15 protein-coding genes are annotated in these 17,669 nt (G+C 71.3%); 10 read left to right on the forward strand and 5 right to left on the reverse strand.

Annotated elements, in window-relative coordinates:
* Window positions 1–246: 246 nt before the first annotated feature.
* Window positions 247–1,170 (reverse strand): MurR/RpiR family transcriptional regulator, encoded by a 924-nt coding sequence (locus ACWDNY_RS17350; protein WP_451646603.1) that lies wholly within the window; start codon window positions 1,168–1,170, stop codon window positions 247–249.
* Window positions 1,171–1,364: 194 nt separating this feature from the next.
* On the opposite strand from ACWDNY_RS17350, the gene ACWDNY_RS17355 reads away from it, so the two are divergent.
* Together ACWDNY_RS17355 and ACWDNY_RS17360 are read left to right on the forward strand one after the other, a co-directional pair.
* Entirely contained in the window at window positions 1,365–1,526 is a 162-nt protein-coding gene (locus ACWDNY_RS17355) for a hypothetical protein (RefSeq protein ID WP_451646604.1), read from the forward strand.
* Between the two features lie 84 nt (window positions 1,527–1,610).
* Window positions 1,611–2,024 carry a DUF3662 domain-containing protein gene (locus tag ACWDNY_RS17360; protein WP_451646605.1) on the forward strand — a complete coding sequence of 138 codons (414 nt, stop codon included), beginning with the start codon at window positions 1,611–1,613 and terminating at the stop codon, window positions 2,022–2,024.
* Between the two features lie 189 nt (window positions 2,025–2,213).
* Here the strand turns inward: ACWDNY_RS17360 and ACWDNY_RS17365 are convergent, their stop codons facing one another.
* Complete coding sequence (locus ACWDNY_RS17365) at window positions 2,214–3,935, reverse strand: ArnT family glycosyltransferase (RefSeq protein WP_451646606.1); 1,722 nt, start codon at window positions 3,933–3,935, stop codon at window positions 2,214–2,216.
* A gap of 158 nt (window positions 3,936–4,093) precedes the next feature.
* Window positions 4,094–4,804 (reverse strand): nucleoside/nucleotide kinase family protein, encoded by a 711-nt coding sequence (locus ACWDNY_RS17370; protein ID WP_451646607.1) that lies wholly within the window; start codon window positions 4,802–4,804, stop codon window positions 4,094–4,096.
* A 252-nt stretch (window positions 4,805–5,056) separates the two neighbouring features.
* Between ACWDNY_RS17370 and ACWDNY_RS17375 the strand changes: the two genes are divergently transcribed.
* Complete coding sequence (locus tag ACWDNY_RS17375; protein ID WP_451646608.1) at window positions 5,057–5,956, forward strand: phosphotransferase family protein; 900 nt, start codon at window positions 5,057–5,059, stop codon at window positions 5,954–5,956.
* 113 nt (window positions 5,957–6,069) lie between these two features.
* Window positions 6,070–6,432, forward strand: a complete 363-nt coding sequence (locus ACWDNY_RS17380; protein ID WP_451646609.1) for a hypothetical protein — start codon at window positions 6,070–6,072, stop codon at window positions 6,430–6,432.
* Window positions 6,433–6,773: 341 nt separating this feature from the next.
* Here ACWDNY_RS17380 and ACWDNY_RS17385 read toward each other — a convergent pair whose 3' ends face one another.
* Window positions 6,774–7,190, reverse strand: a complete 417-nt coding sequence (locus ACWDNY_RS17385) for a YeeE/YedE thiosulfate transporter family protein (RefSeq protein ID WP_451646610.1) — start codon at window positions 7,188–7,190, stop codon at window positions 6,774–6,776.
* Window positions 7,190–7,846: a YeeE/YedE family protein gene (locus ACWDNY_RS17390; RefSeq protein ID WP_451646611.1), complete on the reverse strand. Its 657-nt coding sequence runs from the start codon at window positions 7,844–7,846 to the stop codon at window positions 7,190–7,192. Before ACWDNY_RS17390 ends, ACWDNY_RS17385 begins: the two co-directional genes overlap by 1 nt.
* A 1,345-nt stretch (window positions 7,847–9,191) precedes the next feature.
* Between ACWDNY_RS17390 and ACWDNY_RS17395 the strand changes: the two genes are divergently transcribed.
* The 6 genes from ACWDNY_RS17395 (at window position 9,192) to ACWDNY_RS17420 (ending at window position 17,570) form a co-directional block, all read left to right on the forward strand.
* Window positions 9,192–10,235 carry a YihY/virulence factor BrkB family protein gene (locus ACWDNY_RS17395; protein ID WP_451646612.1) on the forward strand — a complete coding sequence of 348 codons (1,044 nt, stop codon included), beginning with the start codon at window positions 9,192–9,194 and terminating at the stop codon, window positions 10,233–10,235.
* Window positions 10,236–10,391: 156 nt separating this feature from the next.
* Complete coding sequence (gene mscL, locus ACWDNY_RS17400; RefSeq protein WP_451646613.1) at window positions 10,392–10,835, forward strand: large conductance mechanosensitive channel protein MscL; 444 nt, start codon at window positions 10,392–10,394, stop codon at window positions 10,833–10,835.
* A 208-nt stretch (window positions 10,836–11,043) separates the two neighbouring features.
* Window positions 11,044–11,664 (forward strand): SRPBCC family protein, encoded by a 621-nt coding sequence (locus tag ACWDNY_RS17405; protein ID WP_451646655.1) that lies wholly within the window; start codon window positions 11,044–11,046, stop codon window positions 11,662–11,664.
* Window positions 11,665–11,700: 36 nt separating this feature from the next.
* A complete protein-coding gene (locus ACWDNY_RS17410) occupies window positions 11,701–14,013 on the forward strand; it encodes an FdhF/YdeP family oxidoreductase (RefSeq protein ID WP_451646614.1) in 2,313 nt (770 codons plus the stop codon).
* Between the two features lie 450 nt (window positions 14,014–14,463).
* A complete protein-coding gene (locus tag ACWDNY_RS17415; RefSeq protein ID WP_451646615.1) occupies window positions 14,464–15,204 on the forward strand; it encodes an HAD family hydrolase in 741 nt (246 codons plus the stop codon).
* Complete coding sequence (locus ACWDNY_RS17420) at window positions 15,201–17,570, forward strand: glycoside hydrolase family 65 protein (RefSeq protein WP_451646616.1); 2,370 nt, start codon at window positions 15,201–15,203, stop codon at window positions 17,568–17,570. The genes ACWDNY_RS17415 and ACWDNY_RS17420 overlap by 4 nt, the downstream gene beginning before the upstream one ends.
* The last annotated feature ends 99 nt before the right edge of the window (window positions 17,571–17,669 follow it).

Genomic DNA, 17,669 nt, shown 5'->3' on the forward strand with positions numbered 1-17,669 from the left:
CGCGGTCCAGCAGCTCGTCGGCCGTGACCCCGTCCAGACAGATGGCGAACGTGTGGCCGAACTTCGCCTCGTAGGCGGCGTGGGCGGCGCTCAGGCCGCGGGCCGCGCCGGGCCGCTTCGTTTCCGCGGGTGCGCGCGGGCGACGGAGCCGTGGTCGGTTCCCGGGAGCTGAGGCGGTGGGGCACCGCGCACCGACGCGGTGGGACCCCGCGGACGAACGCGGTGAGCCCGCGTGGACGAACCCGGTCAGTCCCCGAGGAAGAACCGGTGCTGGTCCGCGAGCTGTTCGTACTCCTCCAGGCGGGCCTGGGTCCGCTCCGGGTCGGCGTCCGTCATCGCCTGCAGCAGCGCCGCGCACATCACGCCGGACGCGGCGTAGGAGTCGAAGACCAGCCGTGAGCCGGTCCCGGTCGCGAAGGTGACGTCGGCCTCGTCGGCCACCGGGCCCAGCGCCAGATCAGTGATCAGTGCCACCTTCAGCCCGGCGCCCCGGGCGACCCGGACGGCTGTGAGGGTCTCCTGGGCGTGCCGGGGCATCGAGAACGCCAGCACCCAGGTGCCGCCCGCCTCGCGGGACTGCAGCAGCGCGTCGTAGGCCACGCTGCCCCCACGCGTCACCAGGCGTACGTCGGGGTGGATGCGCCGTGCCGCGTACGCGAAGTACTCGGCGAGCGACGCCGAGATCCGCAGCCCGAGAACGGTCAGCGGCGTCGACCGTGATAGCTGCCGGCCGGTGGAGATGACCCGGTCGGGGTCGGCGACGTCGCGGCGCAGGTTCTCCAGGTTGGCGATCTCGGCGTCGATCGCGGCCTGCAACTCGTTGCTCCGGTCCTCGTCGGCCGCGCCCGGCCCGACGGCGAGGGTGCGCAGCGCGATCGACTGGAGCCTCTCGCGCAGCGCCGGGTATCCGCTGAAGCCGACCGCGGCGGCGAAGCGCGTCACCGACGGCTGACTCACCCCGACCCGCTCCGCGAGGTCGGTGATCGACAGGAAGGCCGCCTCGGCGATGTTCTCGATCAGGTACTGGGCGATACGGCGCTGCCCGGGGGAGAGGTGGGGACCGTCGAAGAGGGCGCGCAGCTGGGACGTCGGAGCGGCCTCCGTCTCGGGCACCGATTTCCCCGAGGTGATCGCGGATGCCTGTGCGCGAGCCTGCTGCGGCGATGGCACCGAAGCGCCTCTTTTGTCTCCCACAGGAGTTCAACATAGCCCACGCACCATCGTGACCAGGGCCTGCGTCGGGCGCCCGGACCGCGGACCCGGGCGCGCCGGGCCTTCTCCGCACGACGGGAGGGATATGCGCGCGCCCCACGGGAACCCGCCCCGGGTAAGACCGCACACCACAGACGAGGAGCAGGTCCGTCATGACGGTCCCCGAGGAGAACCGGCCGAAGACCGACACCACCGACGAGGTGCTGGAGAAGCGGGAGGAGAACCAGTCGCAGGACTCGGGTGCCACCGGCCGCACCCTGCGTGAGGCCTTGGAGGAGGCGCAGGTGCGCCCCGAGGACTACGAGGAGGGATGACCGGACAGGCGGCCGGCACGCCCCGGCCTCCCACCCCCACGGTCCCGGCAGACGACCCCCGATCCTTCGGCAGGTGAAGCCCGAATGAGCGCACTCAGCGCGCTGGAACAGGCCCTGGAGAACCGGTGGGAAGCGCTGTGGGCGCGGATCGCCGGCAAGGGACCGGTCGAGCTCCTCGACGCGTTGCGGCAGGAGTGCGACGCCCACGCGGTCGTGTGCAGCCAGGACCGCGTCATCGTGCCCAACGCCTACGACGTCGAGCTGGCCGACCGCGTCCACGACGAGCTGATGCACCACGGCGGTCGGGTGGGCCAGGTGCTCACCGACAGCCTGGCCCGGCACGCCGAGCGGAACGGCTACGAGTGGGCCGGCCCGCTCACGGTGCACATCACCCGCGCGCACGACGTGCCCAACGGGCGCTACCGCATAGCGAGCCACGTCATGCGGCACGTCAGTGCCGAGGCGTTCCGGTCCGAGCCCGGGGCGCCGTCGGCGTGACGGCGTCCCGGGCGCGGACCGGAACGGTATGGACGGCGTGACGGCCGAGCCGGCGGACCGTGGCCGGAGGGCGCCGGCGGGCCGTGGGCCCAAAGGTTCGTGACGGCCGTCGGGCCGTGGCCCGGAGTGGGGTCACCGCCGGCGGGCCGTGGGCCCAAGCGGGCTGCCCAATGCGAAGGTGACGCGGTGTCAGCGCCGGTAGAGCGTGATCGAATGCCCGACGTCGTCCACGGGACGGCTGCCGGCGAGCAGCGCGGCCAGCCGCCCCCGCGCCTTGGCGGCCGCAGAGTCGGACACCACCAGCAGGCCGCGCACCCGCTCCGGGGGCACCCGGCGCGGGTCGGACGCGCGGATGCCGTAGAACGCGGGCACACCGCTGCCCTTGTAGACAAGCCAGACCCGCTCGCCCGGGTAGCGTGTGCGCAACCGCTCGGCGAGCCGCCCCAGATCCTGGCCCCAGTCGACGTTGGAGTCGTGCAGCCACAGATGCGTCCGCGACGGCCCGCCGAACGCCTCGTTGGCGTACGGCAGGTAGTAGGGGAACGTCCGCAGCGAACTGACGGCGGCGAACGCCACCAGCACGAGCGCCGCCGCTCCCGTCCACCGCCCGCGCACCGCGGTCACCGCGCCCGCGGCCACCGCCAGGAACATGGGCACGAACACGGCGTAGCGGGTGCCGAGGTCCCGCGACGAGTGCGTCGCCGCGGCCAGCAGCACCGCCGGGGGAAGCAGCACGTACGGCGCCGCCGGCCGCAGCCGCCGCACGGCCGCCGTCGCGACGGCGCCCGCCGTGCCGAGGGCGAGCAGGCCGAGCGGGGTCTTTACCAGCAGCGCGGCCGGCAGGTAGTACCAGCGCGACCCGGTGTACACGTCCCCGAAGAGGTAGCCCTGCCACGGCAGGCTCTCCAGGCCGAACTGGATCCGCATCCCGTCCCGGTAGGCCTCCGGCACCGGCAGCACATCGACCAGCAGGCCGCGTGTCCCGTGCACGGCCGGCACCGGCGTCGCCGGCGCCCACCGCAGTGCCGGGTCGACCACCAGGTAGGCGGCCCACACGACGGCGAACGCGACCGCCACCGAGACGGCGGCCCACCCGGCACCCACCGCGAGCGCCCTGGCCCGGGCGCCGCGCCCGGACGGGCGCCGGAACGACCACACGGAGCCGGCCGCGAGCAACGCCAGCACGGGCAGCCCCGGCAGCGTGCTCATCTTGGTCGCCAGCGCCGCCCCGAGCGCGGCGCCGGCGAGCGGAAGGTACAGCCGGGGCCGCCGGCGCGCCCGCCACAGCAGCCACGCGGACGTGACCACGAACCCGGCCGCCGGCACGTCGAGGGTGGCCAGTGACCCGTGCGCCACGACATCGGGGGAGCAGGCGTACAGCGTCAGCGCCACCAGAGCGCCCGCCCGGCCCACGAGGTCACGGGCGAACGCGAACACCACCAGCCCGAACAGCAGCGTCAGCACGATCACCGGGAGCCGCGCCCAGAGCATCAGCCGCCACGGGTCGTTGCCGGACTCGTACAGCAGATGCCGCCCGAGCCGGCCCTGGTCGCCGGTGAAGGACCGGTCGACGTGCGGATCGGCGACCACGACCCCGAGGAGGACGGCCAGCTTCCCCAGCGGCGGATGCTCCGGGTTGCAGGCCAGGCTGCGCTCGCGCAGGCAGACGGCCGCCGTGCCCACGTAGACCGGCTCGTCGATGGTCGGGGTCTGCTCGGTCGCCGCGGTGACCGCCGCGACGGCCAGCTGGGCGAGCAGCACGGCCACGGCGAGCGGCACCAGCCACCGCCGGTGGCGTCGCAGCCGGGCGTACGCGCGTGCCGCCGCGCCCCCGGCTCCGTCCGGCACGCGGGATGCGCCTGTGCCGCCGGGCTCGGCGGCCGTGACCGTCAGCTGTTCTGGCGCCATCATCCGCCCCGCGGCGCCGCCGGGGGGACGGGCCGGTCCGGCAGCCGTGTCACGGGGCACCGTCCGCACCGGCTCCCGCCGCCAGGGGCGTCACCGCTTCACCGGTCGTACCGGCGGACCGTCCGCCGTACACACCGGTACGTCCCGCGGCCGCCCGCGGTTCACCCCGGCCCGGCCTGACCGCGCCCGGGCGGCGCGGAGTTCCGCGATGCGCACGGCTGCGGCACCGCGCTCGCCGGGACGACCAGGTCCGCCCGGTCACGCGTGGCCGCCACCAGGTCCGCGTTGCGCTGGTCGTTGCCCAGGACCCAGGCGACCGCGGCGTCATGGTCCTTGCCGAACCGCTCGTGGCGGTCCACCAGCCGGCGGACCCGTTCCGCCTCGTCCACCTCGCAGAACCACACCTCGTCCAGCTGCGGCGGCACACGGGACCAGGCGCCGGTGTCCAGCAGCAGGTAGTTCCCCTCCGTCACGACCAGCCGGACCGATGCCGGGACCGGTATCGCGCCGGCGATCGGCTGCTCCAGGACGCGTTCGAACCCGGGCGCGTACACCGCCTCGCCGTCCGGCCGCTCGGCCTCTTCCTTCAGCCGTCGCAGCAGGGCCGCGTACCCGGCGGCGTCGAAGGTGTCGGGCGCGCCCTTGCGGTCCCGGCGGCCGAGCCGGTCCAGTTCGGCGTCGGCGAGGTGGAAGCCGTCCATCGGGACCTGGGCTGCCCACGGGCCGTCCGCCGTGTCGAGCGCCCGCACCAGGTGCTCGGCGAGCGTCGACTTGCCCGAGCCGGGGCTGCCCGCGATGCCGAGCACCGCGCGGCGCCCGCCCCGGGTCAGAGAACGGGCACGGACGAGGAGGTCGTCGAAGGTCACCGGCACACGCGCCAGTGTGCCACCGGTCCGCCGTCAGGACGACGCGCACCGGCGCCGCGAGACGGGCACGGCAGCCACGCCCCGGCGAGGCGGCCCGTACCCCGCCGCCGGCTGCCCGCCGCGGCGCACCGACGCCGCGCACCGGCGGTGGGGTGGGCACGAGAGCGGCAGCCTCCGGCTGCCGGCGGACGCCTCCACAGCACCCCCTCCGCAGTCAGCCCTCGAAGGACTTGCGGAGCTGACCACTAAGGTCGTGGCATGGGGAGCAAGGGCCGCGATCGTGCCGGAGATGTCTGTGGCGTCGTGGCCACGCATCTGCCCGCCTACCGGATCGAGTCCGTGATCCACCTGGGGGAGGGTGAGGACAACACCGCCTATGAGGTCAATGGCGAGCTGATCCTACGATTCACCAAGGAACCCGATGCGCAAGTCCGGGCAGCGAAGGTGAACGACGAGGCCAGGTTGCTTGCCGCTGTCGCGAGCATCTCACCGGTGCCCATCCCCGAGCCGGCCTTCACGGTCGCCGAGCAGGGCTGCCTGGCCTACTTCAAACTTCCCGGTCTGCCGCTGATCGACCTGCCTTTGCCACGACGATCGATCCACGGCGCCTCGATCGCCGCCGTGCTCGGCGAACTGCTCACCGCACTGCACGGCGTTCCGCCCGACCGCATGGCGGAGTTGGTGGACACCGATGACCTCCCGAAGGAACTATGGCTGCGTGAGGCCGCGGAGACCTACGCCGCTTTGGCCCCAAGGGTGCCCAAAGCGCACCGCCCGGCCGTGGAGGCGTTCCTCGACACGCCACCGCCGGCCGACGGACACACACTGGTGTTCTCCCACAACGACCTGGGAATCGAGCACGTTCTCATCGACCCGGTCACCTGCGCAGTAACCGGCGTCATCGACTGGAGCGATGCCGCGATCGTCGATCCGGCCCATGACTTCGGCCTCCTCTACCGCGACCTGGGTCCCGACGCCGCCCGCCTGGCCCTGCACAACTACCCAGCCGACCCCCGTGAGATCGGTGCCCGAGCCGCCTTCTACGCCAGGTGCAGCGTCTTGGAGGACATGGCCTACGGAATCGAAACGGGGCACCACAAGTACCTCGGCAAGAGCCTTGCCGCCCTGAAATGGCTGTTCCCGACGCAGTCAGAGTGAGCAACCGCCATGTGACGTCGCGCGATCGCCCTGATGGGCATCTGCTCCGCCCGGTGCAGCGCAGGTCATTCACCGGCACTGGGTGATGGTGGACGTGTGATGCGACGGGTGTCATGATCACGATGTGGTCGGTCGTGGCCTCGGTGCGCAGGGGAGAAACCGTGAAGCTGTACCTCGCTGTGCCTCTTGTCCTGTTGGCGCTGCTCATCGCCGCCTCCGGTGTTGCGGCGGTTACCCGTGGTTGGGTGCTTCCCATGAACCGGCGCCATGTTCGCGCCCCGCGGATCTATGGCTGGGGACAGCTGGTGGTGGCCTTCGCGCTCTGCTGGCAGCTGGTCTTCGGGCTGATGGACAGCGATTCCGGCGCTCGGCCGTCGGGAACGCTGGTCGGCGCCGCGATTCTCCTTGCCGGCCTCATCGTCATGATGGTCGGTCAGCTCACCCGTGGCAACGGGAAGGGCGCCGGCACATCGTGACTTCCCTTCGAGGAACCCGTGAGGCCGAAGGCACTCCTGCAGGAGATGGACGGTCCTGCGGGCCAGCGTGACCGGTAGGGCGGTGTCCCCGCTGGCAGCGCCCGTCCGCTGGTTGAGCACCGACAGTCGTTCTATGGTCGGTGATGAGGCTGTGTCGGCTGATCAAGCTGTGACGGCTGTCGGCACGCATCTCCATGAAGGTGCTGGTCTCGCAATCATCCCCGTCAACGGCTGACTCGGGCAGGGCCGAGGCACCCACGGGAGGGGCGCGGTGCGCCACCTCCCGCGGATGGCTGAAAAGCGTGTTGGCCCAGGGCAGGGGGTGTCGATGAACGTCCCGGTTACAGGCCGCAGGAGCCGCGGTCGAGGTGGAAGTAGCGGGCGTTGGCCCAGCGGCACAGCCGGATGCCGACGGCGACGCCGACGATGGTGACCAAGGCGGGGAGGTATCCGCCGGCGACCTGGACGATCGGGATGGCCGGGCACCCGCCGGAGATCGCCCAGCCCGTGCCGAACAGCACAGCGCCCGGGATCACGCCGGCGTGGATGCGCCCTGGGGTGCGGCGGATCCGCAGCAGAGCGAACGCGCACACGATGATCACGACGGCGCCGGCGAAGGAGAGCAGCATACGCAGGTCCTGGAAGGTGAACATGCGGTTCAGCTCGGTGTAGTCGCCGAAGCCGATGTTGGAGACGGTGAAGCCGAGCGCCAGCCCGGTGATGACGTTGGCCAGCAGAATCGCGCCCCGAGTACGCATCAGATCACCTTCCACAGCAAGAACGACACCCCGACGGCGGTACCGAAGAACACCGCGGTCGCAACGAGACTGACCGGGCGCAGGCGACCGCAGCCGTTGAGTCCGTGACCGGAACTGCATCCGCCGGCCAGCCGAGTGCCGAAGCCGACAAGCACCCCTCCGACGAACAGCAGGACGAGCATCGTGATCGGATCGGCGGTGACCAGGCTCCGAAAGCCCGGCCCCATGTCGAAGCGGAGGTGGAACCGGCCGGAGGTCAGCGCGGCGATCAGTCCGCCGACGAATATCGACACCAGCAGCGCAGCCTGGGTGACCAACGGGGCTGGACCCGGGCCGGCGACCGGGGTGTCCTCACTCACCGTCGGCTCGGCATCCGCTGCGAGCGGCTGTGACATCCCGTACGCCCCCGGCGGCGCTGCGGGCGCGCCAGGTCCGGTGCCGAAGTGCTCCGCCGTAGCCACGGCAAGGGCTTGCGCCAGAGCACGCTCGTCGGTGAACTCCTCGTCCATCCTCTCCAGGCGCCGCTCCCTGCGCCAGTGCAGCACGCGGTCCCACGCGGACGACACCCCGAAGGACCGGTCCGTGGTGAGGGCGTAGTTGATGGTGATCAAGGCGAGCCCAACAGCGCCGCCCCACCAGGGCCAGTAGCCGCTCATGCGGGGCCTCCCATCCATTCGGTGAATCGAGCCCACAAGCCGCGCTTCGGGCGGTTCCCTTGCCGTGCACGCCGGGACGGGCGGTCCTGCGGCTGGGGAAACTGCGGGGACGGTGACGGCCGGTGGACCGAGGCGGAGATCGGCGCAGACGCGGGCCCGAGCCGGCTCCCGGGTTCTGGCGCCGCGGCCGCAGGTCCTGACGGCTGGGGTGGCCGAGCCGGTTCGGGCTGCGACCAGGACGCACTCTCAGACGACCACGCTTGGCGCTGGGGCGGCGGGGTCTGCCCGGGCCCCTGCCTCGGGTCGACGGCGGCGGACCGGCCCGTGTCGGTGGACGCGTCCTCGAGGTGTCGCGCGCGGGCTCCGTTGGGCAGGAGACTGATCGGCACACGCTCCCCGGTGAGCGACATCTCGTAGCGCGCGCAACCGAGCCAGTGATCCTCGCTGTCGCAGTAGTAGTCGCGCCACCCTTGCAAGCTTGATCTGAGCAAGGGGAAAAGGGGGCAGCCTACGGCGTGCGAGCAACTCACGTTGCTCCCTTCTGTCCGGGCACACACCACCCAGTGGACTGAGCGGTTGCCCGTTCTCGGTTTCATGCCCTCACCGCACCAGGCCGACGATCCCGAAACGACGCGGTGACGGCCTGTCAATGCGGAACGCCTCCTCCATTTTTTCGGCCGGGCGTGATCGAACCACTGTGCCGGTGCCCCGAGCAACCTCAGGGAGATCTGTGACCGTGACCGTTCGACTGGCTGGGTGAGATATGTCATGCGGCACCCAGGTCCTCCTGTCCCTGATAGCTGGATAAGGGCGCCAAAAGGCGCGGCATGTCCGGAGGTTGACGCGCTCACGGCCGGACCTGTTGCCGGCAGACGCCAGCATCGCGTGGAGACCGTGCCCATCCGAAGGTCCATTGTGGTGAAAATGTGAAATTCGACTGTGACGAAACTGTTGGTATTACTGGGCCGTACATCAGAGCCGGCGTCAACGGAGGAAACCATGTGCCAACGTGCTGTCTGCGGGTCATGCCGGAAGGCGACCTACGAGGGCTGCGGAAGACACGTGGAGCAAGTGCTCGCCGGCGTGCCAACACGCCGGCGATGCACGTGCGAGCCGACGCCGCGCACGAGTGCACGCACACCGGAGCCGACAGCTCCGACGAGGCCGGAACCGGTCCGGCCGCACACCAAGGACGGCTGGCGCACCCGGCTCATCGCTTGGATGAAAAGCCCAGCATGACGTCACACTTGATCCATGGTGACCTTCCGCGTCCGTCTGGTCGGGGATCAGACCGAGGTTGCGGAATGGGCGTTAGGAGGGCCCGGCGCGGGGTTACTCCGTGGGTATGGCGAATCTGCATCCAGGAAAAGACGCCGGCCGCGATGGCGAGGTGCCTGCACCGGAGGAGGCCGGTCCGGGCCCGGAGGTCGAACGGCGGGCACCGGATGCCCCGACCAAGTTGCCCAAGCGGTCGTGGAGCGAAGTCCTCAAGGGCACGCTGAAGGAGTTCAAGGACGACGAACTGTCCGACCGCGCGGCGGCCTTGACGTACTACGGGGTGCTGTCGCTGTTCCCGGCACTGCTGGCGCTGGTCTCCCTGCTCGGCATCGCCGGGAAGTCGGCCACCGACACGGTGCTGAACAACCTCAGACAGTTCGCCCCCGGCTCCGCCCGCACCATCATCACTGGGGCCGTGGAGCAGTTGCAGGGGAACGCCGGTGTCGGGTCGGTCATGGCCCTCGTCGGTCTGGCCCTGGCGATCTGGTCGGCGTCCGGCTACGTGGCGGCGTTCATCCGCGCCTCCAACGCCGTCTACGACATGCCCGAGGGCCGTCCGGTGTGGAAGGTACTGCCGGTGCGGGTCGGGGTCACGGTCGTGCTGATGGTGCTGGCCGTGATCAGCGCGCTGATCGTGGTTTTCACCGGCTCCCTGGCCCGCCGGGCCGGGCAGGCTCTGGGGGTGGGGGACACGGCGCTGACGGCGTGGTCGATTGCCAAGTGGCCGGTCCTCGTCGTCCTGGTCACCGTGATGATCGCGATCCTGTACTGGGCGAGCCCCAACGCGAAGGTGAAGGGGTTCAGGTGGGTCACCCCGGGCAGTTTTCTGGCCCTGGTGATGTGGATGATCGCCTCCGCCGGCTTCGCGTTCTACGTCGCCAACTTCGCTTCGTACAACAAGACCTACGGCACGATGGCCGGCGTGATCGTCTTCCTCGTCTGGTTGTGGATCTCCAACCTGGTGATCCTGCTGGGCCTGGAGTTCGACGCGGAGACGGTGCGGCAGCGGGCCATCGCCGGCGGGCATCCGCCCGAGGCCGAGCCGTACACCCAGCCCCGCGACACACGAAAGTGGGACGAGGAGGACCGGCGCCGCCTGGACGAGACCTGACCGCGCGGCCAGGGCTTGATCGCCGGGGTCTGTCGACGAGCGTGGCTGAGTCGGCATGGGTGACGGGTGGCAGGGCATGCGAGGTGGTGAACGGAGTGGGCTGACCGCGCTTCCGGTGCCGCTCGTCGACGTCAAGAGCCTCTTAGGGGTGAGAAGGTGAAGGGCTTCCGCAGCTTCATCCTGCGCGGCAACGTGGTCGACCTGGCAGTCGGCATCGTCATCGGGGCAGCCTTTACCGCCGTGGTGAACGGCTTCGTCGGCGCCTTCCTGACCCCACTCGTCGGGCTGGCCACCGGCGCCGCCGGCGACATGAGCCGCAAGACCTTCACCGTAGGCGCCACCAAGTTCCCCTACGGGGCCTTCCTCAACGCGGCGATCAGTTTCCTCCTCCTCGCCAGCGCCCTGTACTTCCTGGTCGTGCTCCCGATCAACAAGCTCCACGAACGGCTCGCCCCGCACCACGACGTCCAGGCCCCCAAACGGGACTGCCCCGAATGCCTCAGCCCCGTACCCGCCCAGGCCCGACGCTGCGCCTCCTGCACCGTCTCCCTGCCCGCCGTACCCGCTCAGGCCGGGGAGACGACCCAGCGCGCCGGGTGACCCGACCTCCAAGGCCCGGCCTGGGCTACGGGGTATCAGCCGAGCCGGGCCATGGGCCGTGCCCGGCACCGACCCCCACGCCGGCGGGGCGCCCACGCGGTCGGGTGACTCGAAACCCGGGATCGGGGAACCGGAAGAGATGCCCTGCCCCACAAGGGGAGGGCCGGGTCTCCGGACGCCCGACTCCCGCACCGGAGGAAGGACCATGATGGCGCACGAAGACGACGGTGGGCAGGTCGTGCCGAACACCCCGGGCATGCGCTCCGACGGCGACGGGGTCACACGCCGCCGTCCGCTGCGGGAGCGGCACGTCGAGGAGACGGTCGAGGTCGCGGTGCCGGTCCGCACGGCCTACAACCAGTGGACGCAGTTCAAGACGTTCCCGCGCTTCTCGACCGTGGTGCGCGACGTCGAGCAGATCAGGCCTACCGTCACCGCGTGGACCATCGGCTACGGCCCCCTGCGTCACCGTTTCGCGGTCGAGATCGTGGAACAGGACCCTGACGCCTACCTGGCCTGGCGTGGCCTGGAGCAGCACCCCACCCACCAGGGCGAGGTCGAGTTCAGGCCGACGGAGTCCGGTGGCACCACGATCACGGTCCGGATGCTCCTCCAACCGCAGGGGGCCGCGAAGGTCCTCACCCGCTCGTCCAGGGTCGTCGGGCTGACCGTGCGACTGGTGCGCAGCGAACTGGTGAGCTTCAAGCACTTCATCGAAGGGCTCGGTCAGGAGGGCGGTGCCTGGCGCGGCACCATCCGCAACGGCCGGGTTCAGCACGACACCCCGGAACCGCCCAGGAGCCGTGTCGCCCAGTGGCCCGTCGGCTGACCCGCGTACCGCACACGGCAAGAGAAAGGCCAAGCGATGCAAAACCCGCCCGGTGAGGAGCCGGAGACCTCCCTCTCCGTGACACCGCCGAAGAAGTGGGCGGCCGGAGTTCCCGCCGTCGCGCACGCGCTGGAGTACTCCCTGGAGCAGACCTCCCCGCGCAAGACCGGGGTCGACCTGCTGACCATGAACCAGGTGGGCGGGGTCGACTGCCCCGGCTGCGCGTGGGCGGACCCCGCTCCGGGCCGGCGCCATCGCAATGAGTACTGCGAGAACGGCGCCAAGCACATCAACGACGACGCCACGACGCGCCGGATCACCGCCGACTTCTTCCGCGAGCACAGCGTGTCCGATCTGGCCGCCCGCTCCGACATGTGGCTCAACCAGCAGGGCCGGCTCACCGAGCCGATGATCAAACGGCCGGGCTCGGACCACTACGAGCCCATCGGCTGGAACGACGCCCTGGGCGTCCTGGCGCAGGAACTGAAGGGGCTGGACTCGCCCGACGAGGCGGTCTTCTACACCTCCGGCCGGGCCAGCAACGAGGCCGCCTTCGTCTTCCAGCTCTTCGCCCGCGCCTACGGCACCAATAACCTGCCCGACTGCAGCAACATGTGCCACGAGTCCAGCGGCTTCGCCCTGAACGAGACGCTGGGCGTCGGCAAGGGCACCGTGAGTCTCGACGACCTCCACCACGCGGACCTGATCTTCCTGGTGGGGCAGAACCCGGGCAGCAATCACCCGCGGCAGCTTTCGGCCCTGGAGGAGGCCAAACGCAACGGCGGCCGCATCGTGGCGGTGAACCCGTTGCCGGAGGCGGGCCTGCGACGCTTCAAGAACCCGCAGAAGCCGCGTGGAGTAGTGGGGCGGGGCACCCAGATCGCCGACCGCTTCCTGCACATCAAGCCGGGCGGAGACCTCGCCCTGTTCCAGGCACTGAACCGGCTGTTGCTGGAGGCGGAGGACGCGCGTCCCGGCACCGTCCTGGACCACGACTTCATCAAGGCCCACACCTCCGGTTTCGAGGAGTTCGCCCGGCACGCCCGCACCGTCGACTGGGACGACGTGCGTGCGGCGACGGGACTGACCCGCGAGGAGATCGAGGAGGTCCGCGACGAGGTCCTGCGGAGCGAACGCGTCATCGTGTGCTGGGCGATGGGCATCACCCAGCACAAGCACGGCGTACCCACCATCCGGGAGATCGTCAACTTCCTGATGCTGCGCGGCAATCTGGGGCGCGCCGGCACCGGCGCCTGCCCGGTGCGCGGCCACAGCAACGTCCAGGGCGACCGCACCATGGGCATCTGGGAGCAGATGCCGGACACCTTCCTGGACGCCCTTCAGGAGGAGTTCGGCTTCGATCCGCCGCGCGCGCACGGCTTGGACTCGGTGAACTCGATCAAGGCGATGCTGGAGGGCCGCGTCAAGGTCTTCCTCGCCCTGGCCGGGAACTTCGTGCGCGCAGCGCCCGACAGCGAGGTCACCGAGAAGGCGATGCGTTCGTGCCGGCTGACCGCCCACATCTCCACCAAGCTCAACCGCTCGCACACCGTCTGCGGTGACACCGCTCTGATCCTGCCGACGCTGGGGCGCACCGAGCGTGATGTCCAGGCCGACGGCGAGCAGTTCGTCACCGTCGAGAACTCCATGAGCCAGGTGCACACCTCCCAGGGACGACTCGAACCGGCCTCGCGGGTGCTGCTGAGCGAGGTCGCCATCCTGTGCCGGCTCGCCCGGCTGAGCCTCGGCGGCGAGGGGGACATCCCCTGGCTCAAGTTCGAGGGCGACTACAACACCATCCGCGACAGCATCTCCCGGATCGTGCCGGGCTTCCACGACTTCAACGCCCGGGTGACCCGGCCGGGCGGCTTCCAGCTACCCAACCCGGTCAACGAGGGCGTGTTCAGGACCGAGACCGGCAAGGCCCGGTTCACCTGCAACGAGCGGGTGGTCCCCCGGGCCCCCGAGGGTCACCTGCTGCTGCAGACCCTGCGCTCGCACGACCAGTGGAACACCGTCCCGTACACCAACAACGACCGCTACCGCGGCATCCACGGCAGCCGCCACGTGATCCTCGTCAACCCGGCCGACCTGTCCGAACTCGGCCTCGCTCAGGGCGATCGCGTGGACCTGGTGAGCGTCTGGGAGGACGGCACCGAGCGCCGGGCCGAGAACTTCCAGGTCGTGTCCTACCCCGCGGCCAAGGGTTCGGCCGCCGCCTACTACCCGGAGACGAACGTCCTGGTGCCGCTCGACAGCGTCGCGGACGTAAGCAACCAGCCCACGTCCAAGGGCATCGTCGTCCGCCTCGAACCCATGGGCGACCGATCCCGGCCGGCACCCGTCTGACCGAAACCGACGACGCCGCGGGCCCCGCTGACAGCAGCGGGGCCCCGCCGTCCGTCTGGTCTTCTGAGTCAGGAGGGCCGGCGATCGCAGCTCGCTCTGATCGACGACACATCGACAGCGTGGCTGCCTTCGCGACCGGCGAGCCGACGACCCCCGGCCGGGCTCAACCGTCCCACTTCTCGACGCGCCACGCGCCGCGCACCTGGTCCAGGCCCGCGACGTCGTCCGCGCCTGCACCGCCGCCAAGCACTCCGGGCGCGAGCAGGAAGCAGCACCTCCTGGGCTGCTTCCCCGTCCCGGCCCGCGCCCCGGCCACCAGCGGCCCGGCCGCCGCCTCGTCGTCGGGGATCGCGGACAGCCCGCATCCATGTGCCGGACGGCGTCGGAAAGTACGCTCCGTGTGGCACTCGACACCCTCTCAACGCCGCGCCGCGGGGAAAGGTGCCCTGTATGACGAAGCTCGGTCTGCCCGAAGACATCCAAGCCTGCCTCTTCGACCTCGACGGTGTCGTCACGAAGACGGCCGTCGTGCACGCGGCCGCCTGGAAGGAGGCCTTCGACGCGTTCCTGCGTGAGCGGGACGGCGCGGACTTCCGGCCCTTCGACCAGGTCGACGACTACGACGAGTACGTCGACGGGCGGCCCCGCGCCGACGGCGTCCGTGCCTTCCTCGCTTCCCGCGGCATCGAACTGTCCGAGGGCACCCCCGACGACCCGCCGGACGCCCGGACCGTCCGCGGCCTCGGCAACCGCAAGAACGAACTGGTACTGCACAAGCTCCGCACCGAGGGCGTGGAGGCCTACCAGGGCACGCTGCGCTACCTCCACGCGGTCCGGGCCGCCGGCCTGCGCACCGCGATCGTCTCCTCCAGCGCCAACACGCGTGAGGTGCTGCGCTCGATCGACGCGGAGCGCCTGTTCGACGTCCGCGTCGACGGCGTGGTCGCCGCCGAGCGGAAGCTTCCGGGCAAGCCGCACCCCGACACGTTCCTCGCCGCCGCCCGCGACCTCGGCGTCGACGCCGCGCACGCCGCCGTGTTCGAGGACGCGCTGGCCGGCATGGACGCGGGACGCGCGGGCGGCTTCGGCTACGTCGTCGGCGTCGACCGCGTCGGCCAGGCCGACGCGCTGTACGCGCACGGCGCGAGCGTCGTCGTCAAGGACCTGGCCGAGCTGGGGGGTGACACGTGATCACGCAGCGCTCGTACGCCGTCGAGCCCTGGACGGTGCGCGAGACCGAGCTCAACCTGGACGTCCTGGCCCAGAGCGAGTCCGTGTTCGCGCTGTCCAACGGGCACGTCGGCTGGCGCGGCAACCTCGACGAGGGTGAACCGCACGGCCTGCCCGGCAGCTACCTCAACGGCGTGCACGAGGTGCACCCCCTGCCGTACGCGGAGGCCGGCTACGGCTACCCGGAGTCGGGCCAGACGGTCATCGACGTCACCAACGGCAAGATCCTGCGCCTGCTCGTCGACGACGAGCCGTTCGACCTGCGCTACGGCCGCCTCGTCTCCCACGAGCGCGTCCTCGATCTGCGCCGGGGAGTGCTGGAGCGGACCTGCGAGTGGGTCTCGCCGGCCGGTTCGGCGATCCGCCTGCGCTCCACCCGGCTGGTCTCCCTGACCCAGCGGTCGATCGCCGCCGTGGCCTTCGAGGTGGAGGCCCTCGACAGCCGGACGCGTGTGGTGATCCAGTCGGAGCTCGTCGCCAACGAGCAGCTGCCGGACCCCGACGGCGACCCGCGCGCCGCGAGGGCGCTGCAGGCCCCGCTGGAGCCGGAGGAGCACTTCTCCGCGGACAGCCGGCTGCGTCTGGTCCACCGCACCCGCAACAGCGGCCTGCGCGTCGCGGTGGCCGCCGACCACGTCGTCTCCGGCCCCGAGCGGACGGCGGTCGCCGACGAGAGCCACCCCGACATGGCCCGGCTCACCGTCACCTCCGTCCTCGACCCGGGACAGCGGCTGCGGGTGGAGAAACTCGTCTCGCACGGCTGGTCGGGTGTGCGCTCCCTGCCGGCGATAAGGGACCAGGCCGACGCGGCGCTGGCGGCGGCCGCGCTCAGCGGCTTCAGCGGCCTGGCGCACGAACAGGAGGAGTACCTGCGCGACTTCTGGGCGCGCGCCGACGTCGAGGTGGACGGCGACGAGGAGATCCAGCAGGCCGTCCGCTTCGCCCTGTTCCACGTCCTGCAGGCCGGGGCCCGCGCCGAGCAGCGGGCGATCCCCGCCAAGGGGCTGACCGGCTCCGGCTACGACGGTCACGCCTTCTGGGACACAGAGATGTTCGTGCTGCCCGTGCTGACGTACACCGCGCCGGGCGCCGTCGCCGAGGCGCTGCGCTGGCGGCGGAACACCCTGCCCGCCGCCCGGGAGCGGGCCGCCCAGCTCGGACTGCGGGGCGCCGCGTTCCCCTGGCGGACCATCGAGGGCCAGGAGGGGTCGGCGTACTGGCCCGCGGGGACGGCCGCGTTCCACGTCAACGCCGACATCGCGCACGCCGTGGTGCGGTACGTCTCGGCGACCGGCGACAGCGACTTCGAACGCGACACCGGCGTGGAACTGCTGGTGGAGACCGCCCGTCTGTGGCGGTCGCTGGGCCACCACGACCACCACGGCGCCTTCCACATCGACGGCGTCACCGGTCCCGACGAGTACAGCGCGATCGCCGACGACAACACCTACACCAACCTCATGGCGCGGGCGAACCTGCTGGCCGCCGCCGACGTCGTCGAACGCCACCCGAAGGAGGCGGAGCAGCTCGGCGTCGACGACGAGGAGAGCGCCGCGTGGCGGGACGCCGCCGAGGCCATGCACGTGCCGTACAACGCCACCCTCGGCGTGCACGAGCAGAGCGCGGGCTTCACCCGCTACCAGTCCTGGGACTTCGCGGCCACCCGTCCCGACCAGTACCCGCTGCTGCTGCACTTCCCCTACTTCGACCTGTACCGCAAGCAGGTAGTCAAGCAGGCGGACCTGGTCCTCGCCATGTACGCCTGCGGCAGCCACTTCGACGACGAACAGGTCGCCCGCAACTTCGCGTACTACGAGCCGCTGACGGTCCGGGACTCGTCCCTGTCGGCGTGCGTCCAGGCTGTGATCGCCGCCCAGGCGGGCCATCTGCGCCTGGCCTACGACTACGCGGCCGAGGCGGCCCTGATGGATCTGGAGGACCTGGAGCACAACACCCGCGACGGCCTGCACATCGCGTCGCTGGCGGGGACCTGGGTGGCCCTCGTCGCGGGTTTCGGCGGCACCCGCCGGGCCGGCGACACGCTGGCGTTCGCGCCGCGGCTGCCGGAGAAGTTCCGGCGTCTGGTGTTCAGCCTGCAGTTCCGCGGCCGTCGGCTGTGCGTGGAGATCGGCCGGCACAGTGCGACGTACTCGCTGCTGTCCGGTGAGGCGCTGACGCTGCATCACCACGGCGACCCGATCACGGTGCGGCCGGGCAACCCCGCGACCTGCCCGGTGCCGCCCCTGACGGCCCGTCCCACGCCCGAGCAGCCTCCGCACCGGCGTCCGAACGCCCGCGGGCGCGACGGCGACGACGGCGAGGGGTGACGCGGGGGGCGGTCGTCGCGCCGGCGCCGTGGCGGCCGTCCACCCCCGCGTGTCCTCGCCACCTGGCCGGACCGGGCCGGCCCGCCGTAGCCCGGTGCC

It is taken from the genome of Streptomyces sp. NPDC003697 (assembly GCF_053587115.1).

Coding starts and splice junctions, on each gene's coding strand:
- ACWDNY_RS17410 (WP_451646614.1), top strand. CDS start 11,701: ATGCAAAACCCGCCCGGTGAGGAGCCGGAGACCTCCCTCTCCGTGACA.
- ACWDNY_RS17375 (WP_451646608.1), top strand. CDS start 5,057: ATGGGGAGCAAGGGCCGCGATCGTGCCGGAGATGTCTGTGGCGTCGTG.
- ACWDNY_RS17355 (WP_451646604.1), top strand. CDS start 1,365: ATGACGGTCCCCGAGGAGAACCGGCCGAAGACCGACACCACCGACGAG.
- ACWDNY_RS17395 (WP_451646612.1), top strand. CDS start 9,192: ATGGCGAATCTGCATCCAGGAAAAGACGCCGGCCGCGATGGCGAGGTG.
- ACWDNY_RS17385 (WP_451646610.1), bottom strand. CDS start 7,190: ATGCGTACTCGGGGCGCGATTCTGCTGGCCAACGTCATCACCGGGCTG.
- ACWDNY_RS17390 (WP_451646611.1), bottom strand. CDS start 7,846: ATGAGCGGCTACTGGCCCTGGTGGGGCGGCGCTGTTGGGCTCGCCTTG.
- ACWDNY_RS17365 (WP_451646606.1), bottom strand. CDS start 3,935: ATGATGGCGCCAGAACAGCTGACGGTCACGGCCGCCGAGCCCGGCGGC.
- ACWDNY_RS17360 (WP_451646605.1), top strand. CDS start 1,611: ATGAGCGCACTCAGCGCGCTGGAACAGGCCCTGGAGAACCGGTGGGAA.
- ACWDNY_RS17380 (WP_451646609.1), top strand. CDS start 6,070: ATGATCACGATGTGGTCGGTCGTGGCCTCGGTGCGCAGGGGAGAAACC.
- ACWDNY_RS17415 (WP_451646615.1), top strand. CDS start 14,464: ATGACGAAGCTCGGTCTGCCCGAAGACATCCAAGCCTGCCTCTTCGAC.
- ACWDNY_RS17405 (WP_451646655.1), top strand. CDS start 11,044: ATGGCGCACGAAGACGACGGTGGGCAGGTCGTGCCGAACACCCCGGGC.